General features: G+C 60.0%; 7 protein-coding genes. 2 read left to right on the forward strand and 5 right to left on the reverse strand.

Annotation, left to right across the window (positions count from 1 at the left end; all coding sequences use genetic code 11):
• The coding region (cysG, locus tag Q4Q11_RS30530; RefSeq protein WP_498571821.1) for a siroheme synthase CysG at positions 1–1,171 on the reverse strand (1,171 nt) is incomplete at its 3' end.
• A gap of 293 nt (positions 1,172–1,464) precedes the next feature.
• Here cysG and Q4Q11_RS30535 point away from each other — a divergent pair.
• Positions 1,465–2,052 (forward strand): deaminase, encoded by a 588-nt coding sequence (locus Q4Q11_RS30535; RefSeq protein ID WP_498571822.1) that lies wholly within the window; start codon positions 1,465–1,467, stop codon positions 2,050–2,052.
• Positions 2,053–2,075: 23 nt separating this feature from the next.
• Positions 2,076–2,924 (forward strand): nucleoside triphosphate pyrophosphohydrolase, encoded by an 849-nt coding sequence (gene mazG, locus Q4Q11_RS30540; protein ID WP_113214750.1) that lies wholly within the window; start codon positions 2,076–2,078, stop codon positions 2,922–2,924.
• Between the two features lie 7 nt (positions 2,925–2,931).
• Here the strand turns inward: mazG and hflX are convergent, their stop codons facing one another.
• The 4 genes from hflX to Q4Q11_RS30560 form a co-directional block, all read right to left on the reverse strand.
• Positions 2,932–4,266, reverse strand: a complete 1,335-nt coding sequence (hflX, locus tag Q4Q11_RS30545) for a GTPase HflX (RefSeq protein ID WP_498571823.1) — start codon at positions 4,264–4,266, stop codon at positions 2,932–2,934.
• 78 nt (positions 4,267–4,344) lie between these two features.
• On the reverse strand, positions 4,345–4,587 hold the full coding sequence (gene hfq / locus Q4Q11_RS30550; RefSeq protein ID WP_003539403.1) for an RNA chaperone Hfq: 243 nt from the start codon (positions 4,585–4,587) through the stop codon (positions 4,345–4,347).
• Positions 4,588–4,694: 107 nt separating this feature from the next.
• The gene (locus Q4Q11_RS30555; RefSeq protein ID WP_498571824.1) at positions 4,695–5,558 is read right to left on the reverse strand and encodes a D-amino-acid transaminase; all 864 of its coding nucleotides are present in this window, start codon (positions 5,556–5,558) and stop codon (positions 4,695–4,697) included.
• Between the two features lie 45 nt (positions 5,559–5,603).
• The coding region (locus Q4Q11_RS30560; RefSeq protein WP_498571825.1) for a helix-turn-helix domain-containing protein at positions 5,604–5,846 on the reverse strand (243 nt) is incomplete at its 5' end.

The raw sequence follows: 5,846 nt of genomic DNA on the forward strand, positions 1-5,846 counted from the left end.
GCCCCATATACACTGCAATCGTGGCGCCGGATACGGCCAAACTCGCCCAGTCTGGCAACACATCGCCCGTAAGATCGTGACCCGTTGTGAAGACCAGCGACGAGGCAACGCCGCGCAGGGTCAGAGGCAGTTCGAAATCGGCGGCAGCGGCGAAGGCAGAGGTAATGCCGGGAACGATCTCATAGCCGATGCCGGCAGCGCGCAGGGCCGCCATTTCCTCGCCCGCACGGCCATAGACCAGCGGATCGCCCGACTTCAGCCGCACCACGCGCTTGCCTTCGCGGCCGAGCTGCACCAGCAGATCGTTGATCTCCTCCTGCGACTTGCTGTGGCATCCCTTGCGCTTGCCGACGGACAGGCGCTCCGCATCGCGGCGACCCATATCGACGATTGCCTGCGGCACCAGGGCGTCATGGACGATGACATCGGCCTCCATCATCACGCGCTGTGCCCGCAAGGTCAGCAGATCCTCCGCGCCCGGACCGGCGCCGACCAGCCAGACGCGACCCTCGACCTCACGCGACGACTGAAGCAGCGCATCGGCTGCCTGCTCCGCCTGCGCGACGTGGCCGGCATTGACGGCATCCGCGACAGGGCCTGAGAAGAACCGGCGCCAGAAAATGCGACGGGCAACGCCCCGCGGCACGAGGCGCTCGACCGGCTTGCGGAAGCGCATCGCCAAGTCCGCAAGCTTGCCGAGCGACGGCGACAGCATCTGGTCGATCTGCGCCCGGATCATCTGCGCCAGTACGGGACCTGCACCCTCGGTGCCAATCGCGACAGCAACGGGCGCGCGGTTGACCAGCGCCGGCGTGTAGAAATCGCAATAATCGGGCTGATCGACGGCATTCGCCGGAATTCTCTCGGCGCGGGCAGCATCGACAATGGCGCGATCCGCCGCGGCGTCGCCGCTGGCAGCAAAAACGAGCGTCGCACCCTTGACCTGATCGAGCGAAAAATCACCGCGTATGGTTTCGATGCGATTGGCAATCAGGAAGGCATGATAATCAGCCTCGGGTGCCGGCGCGTAGGCCACGATCCGTGCCTGCGTGTTCAGGAGCAATCGCACCTTGGCGAAGGCCTCATCGCCATTACCGAAGACAGCAGCAACCCTTCCTTCCACGCGGAAGAAGGCGGGAAACACCGAAAGCTGTTCAGTCCTGGGAGGCATCGTCATTCCACTTCAAGCTTCGGCGAATATCGCCTTTGCTGCCAAGAGATTGAAGAAACAGAAATTCTAATGCCCATGCATGCGCGTATTCTTTTGCTCGCCAAGACAGGGATTTGAGCAAATCTCACCAGACGAGCAGATAGAGATAAATATAGGAAATCTATAGACTTTTATCATTGACTAGCGTCCGTGGCGATCTTATTGCCTGTGACAAACTTGGCCCGTACGTCATTTACGCATTCCGCCACATCGGCAATACCGATAGACTGGCGCCGAAACTCTGGAGCAAATCCTTGGCCGACAACAGCATCGCAGCCCGCCTTCTCGATGTCGTGGAACACGACATCTTGCCTCTGACCCGCAAGAGCGTGGCTGCCGGCAACAAGGTCTTCGGGGCCGCCATCCTGCGAAAGTCCGATCTCTCGCTCGTCATTGCGGAAACCAATAATGAATTAGAAAACCCGCTCTGGCATGGCGAGGTTCACGCGCTCAAGCGCTTCCACGAACTCGGCGAAAAGCCGGCAACCAAGGATCTGATCTTCCTGTCCACCCATGAGCCCTGCACCATGTGCATGTCGGCGATCACCTGGGCCGGCTTCGACAATTTCTATTATTTCTTCAGCCATGAAGACTCCCGGGATGCCTTCGCCATCCCGCACGATCTCAAAATCCTGAAAGAAGTCTTCGGCCTGGAACCGGGTGGCTATCGCCGCCAAAATGCATTCTGGAACAGTTTTGCCATCTCCGACCTCGTGGAGACCGAAGCCGAGCCACGCAAGGGCGAGCTGAAGGAGCAAACGGCGCGCATCAAACAAGCCTACGCTGGTCTCTCCGAACACTATCAGGCGTCGAAGAGCGCCAACGACATCCCCTTAAATTGAGTCCAGTAAGATCCGAGGCAACGATGGAAGCATCGCGAGACATAAACGGCCTGATCGACATCATGGCGGCGCTGCGAAACCCCGAGAACGGCTGCCCCTGGGACATCGTCCAAACCTTCGAGACCATCAAGCCCTATACGATCGAGGAAGCCTATGAAGTGGCCGACGCGATCGAGCGCAAGGATATGGACGATCTTTGCGACGAGCTCGGCGATCTGCTGCTGCAGGTCGTTTTTCATTCCCGGATCGCCGAGGAGTCTGGCGCATTTTCCTTCGGCGATGTCGTGCATGCCATCTCGCGTAAGATGATCCGCCGCCATCCGCATGTTTTTGCGGTTTCCGATGCCAAAACCGAGGATGCGGTGACATTGCAGTGGGATCGGATCAAGGCCGAAGAGAAGCGCGAACGGGCGGAGCGTCGCGCCAAGAGCGGCATTACCGAAGATTTCAAAGCTGGCTTCCTGGGCTCGGTGCAGCGGACCTTCCCTGCCCTGACGGAAGCTTTGAAACTGCAGGAGCGCGCCGCCAAAGTCGGCTTCGACTGGTCGGCGCCGGAACCGATCCTCGACAAGATCGAGGAGGAAATCGGCGAATTGCGGGCAGCACTTGCAAGCGGCGACAAGACCAAGGTCAGCGACGAGCTCGGCGATCTGATCTTCGCGGTCGTCAATATCGGCCGGCATGTGAAGACCGATCCGGAGCAGGCGCTGCGCGGCACGAACACGAAGTTCCGCCGCCGTTTCCATCACATCGAAACGACGCTCGAGGCTGAAGGCGGGACGCTGGAAGGCGCCTCGCTGGAGCGAATGGAAGAGATCTGGCAGGCAGCGAAGGCTATAGAACGGCAGCTCGCAGGCGTGAAAACGGCGTAAGGACGCCCTATTCCCAGTCCTCGCGCTGCGGCTTGGGGCCATTGCCCATGCGCCGCTCCAGCTCAGCTGCCTCGGTTTCGGTCAACCGTACGTCGAGCGTCACCGTGCCGTCCTCATTGTCCTCGCGGTTATCGACGACGGCGTGATTATAGAGCCAGGGCAGCAGCGCGAGCTTCTCTACCGGCAGCGTGATCGTCGTTTCCGTCAGCACACCGGAAAGGCGTCGGCTGATTTCCGCCATCAGACGGTCGACACCCTCGCCTGTTATCGCCGAGACGGCAATGACGTTCTCGGCGGTCGACGCCTTCTGGACGATGGCGTCATGCGCGTCCGGCTCCAGGCGGTCGATCTTGTTCCAGACCTCAAGAATGCGCTCGGCGCCTTCGGCCTCGCCGATCCCGAGATCGGCGAGAATGCGCATGACATCTGCACTCTGGGCCTGATTGTCGTCATCCGAGAGATCGCGGACATGCAGGATCAGGTCGGCTTCCAGCACCTCTTCCAGCGTCGCACGGAACGCGGCCACCAGGTGAGTCGGCAGGTCAGAGATGAACCCAACGGTGTCTGAGAGAATGACCGTGCGGCCATGCGGCAGCTTCATACGGCGCAGCGTCGGGTCGAGCGTCGCAAAGAGCATGTCTTCCGCCAGCACGCCGGCGCCGGTGATGCGGTTGAACAGCGTCGATTTGCCGGCATTGGTATAGCCGACCAGAGCCACGATCGGATGCGGCACCTTTTTTCGCTTGGCGCGGTGAAGCTGGCGTGTGCGAACCACCTGCTCCAGCTCGCGTTCGAGCCGAATAATCCGCTCCTGCAGCATGCGCCGGTCGGCTTCGATCTGGGTTTCACCCGGGCCGCCCATGAAGCCGGCGCCGCCGCGCTGGCGTTCCAGGTGGGTCCAGCTTCGGACCAGCCGCCCCTTCTGATAGTTCAAATGCGCGAGTTCGACCTGCAGCGTACCTTCCTTGGTGGAAGCGCGGCGGCCGAAGATTTCGAGAATAAGGCCGGTGCGGTCGATGACCTTGGCGTTCCATGCCTTCTCGAGATTGCGCTGCTGCACTGGCGTCAGAGGATGATCGACGATGACGAGACCAGCGTTGAATTCGTCGAGAAATGCGAGGATTTCCTCGATCTTGCCGGTGCCGAGCAGCGTTGCGGGCCGCGGGTCATTGATCGGAACGATGGAGCCGTTGACGACATCGAGGTCGATGGCTAGCGCAAGACCCTTGGCCTCTTCCAGCCGGCTCTCGGGCGGGCGCGAAACGGAGATGGCACCGTCGGCCTGGGCGGAACGCGCCGCGCGCGCCTGTTTCAACACAGGCACGACGACAACGGCGCGCATATCATCCCGGTGCTTTACGGTTTCCGGGATGAGGGAATCATTTTTGGTATCGCGTGTCGTGATAACAGAAAGTCCTGGTTAGGATGCGGCTTCTTCGCTTTCGAACATCTGCATCGGCTGACCCGGCATGATCGTCGAGATCGCATGCTTGTAAACCAGCTGCGAATGGCCATCGCGGCGGAGCAAGACACAGAAATTGTCGAACGAGGTCACGACACCTGTGAGCTTCACGCCGTTGATCAAGAAAATTGTCAGTGAAATCTTTTGCTTGCGAACAGTATTGAGAAACAAGTCCTGCAAGTTCTGAGAACGTTCCGCCATCGCGCCGCTTCTTTCTTTTTTGCCGACCTGAGCCGGTTAAATGTCATGATATACAGAGGTCCCGGACCGGAGATACCCTCATTCTCTCCACCCAGCGAATGTTGGTATCAAATCGCAGTCTTTTCCGCAACGTCGAAAAAGGCTTCACGGATTTTCTGTGACATGCTGCCCGGATGACCGTTGGCGATGGTCTCGCCATCGATAGAAACGATCGGAAAACATATACTTGTCGCCGCTGTGATGAAGACTTCGCGGGCTTTCATCATCTCTTCGACCGAGAAGAATCGCTCGACGATCGGCACGTCAAGCTTCGCCGCTACGTCCAGCAGTGTCGTACGCGTAATGCCGCGCAGGATGCCGTGTTCGGCGGGGCGGGTGACGAGATTTCCGTCGTGATCCACGATCCAGACGTTCGTGGCCGCCCCTTCCTTCACCATGCCGTTATGGTCGATATAGATCGCCTCCTGTGCGCCGGCCTCCTTGGCCTGCTGGCGGGCCATGGCGTTCGGAAGCAGGCCGACCGACTTGATATCCACGCGGTCCCAGCGGTTGTCGCGGACGGTGATCGCCTTGATGCCATTGGCGTTCTTCTTGGCAATCGCGGACTGATCCGTGCTCTTGGCGGTTACGACGATCGACGACGGCGTTCCGGCAGGCGGAAAGACGTGATCGCGCCGGGCAACGCCACGCGTCACCTGCAGGTAGAACAGGCCGTTACGGACGTGATTGCGGCGCAAGGTCTCGCGAATCACCAGCACCAACGCCTGACGCGTCATCGGCCAGGCGATGCGCAGCTCGCCCAGCGAACGGTTGAGGCGATCGAGGTGGCGCGTCAGATCGACGATTGCGCCATGGCGAACCTCGCAAACCTCATAGACGCCGTCGGCGAACTGATAGCCGCGATCCTCGATATGCACCATGGCATCGCTGTGCTTGACATAACGGCCGTTGACATAAGCAATTCTCGGCATGGAAGCCCCTGATCCGAATACTGTATTATTAATGCTGGGCGCGGCTCAGACGCCCAACGACTTCAGCTTGCGATGCAACGCGGAACGCTCCATGCCGACAAATTCCGCCGTGCGCGAGATGTTGCCGCCGAAACGATTGATCTGGGCGATGAGATAGTCGCGCTCGAACATTTCACGCGCTTCGCGCAGCGGCAGCGTCATGATGTGATAGTCGTTCTTGGCGGAGACCTTCGGCAGCATGTCGCCGAGGTCTGTCGGCAGCATTTCGGCCGTGATCGGCGTATCTGC

It is taken from the genome of Rhizobium sp. UFLA01-1127 (assembly GCF_059803845.1).

Excerpts from the sequence above, each read along its gene's own strand:
- mazG (WP_113214750.1), top strand. The coding sequence starts at position 2,076 with ATGGAAGCATCGCGAGACATAAACGGCCTGATCGACATCATGGCGGCG.
- hflX (WP_498571823.1), bottom strand. The coding sequence starts at position 4,266 with ATGCGCGCCGTTGTCGTCGTGCCTGTGTTGAAACAGGCGCGCGCGGCG.
- hfq (WP_003539403.1), bottom strand. The coding sequence starts at position 4,587 with ATGGCGGAACGTTCTCAGAACTTGCAGGACTTGTTTCTCAATACTGTT.
- Q4Q11_RS30555 (WP_498571824.1), bottom strand. The coding sequence starts at position 5,558 with ATGCCGAGAATTGCTTATGTCAACGGCCGTTATGTCAAGCACAGCGAT.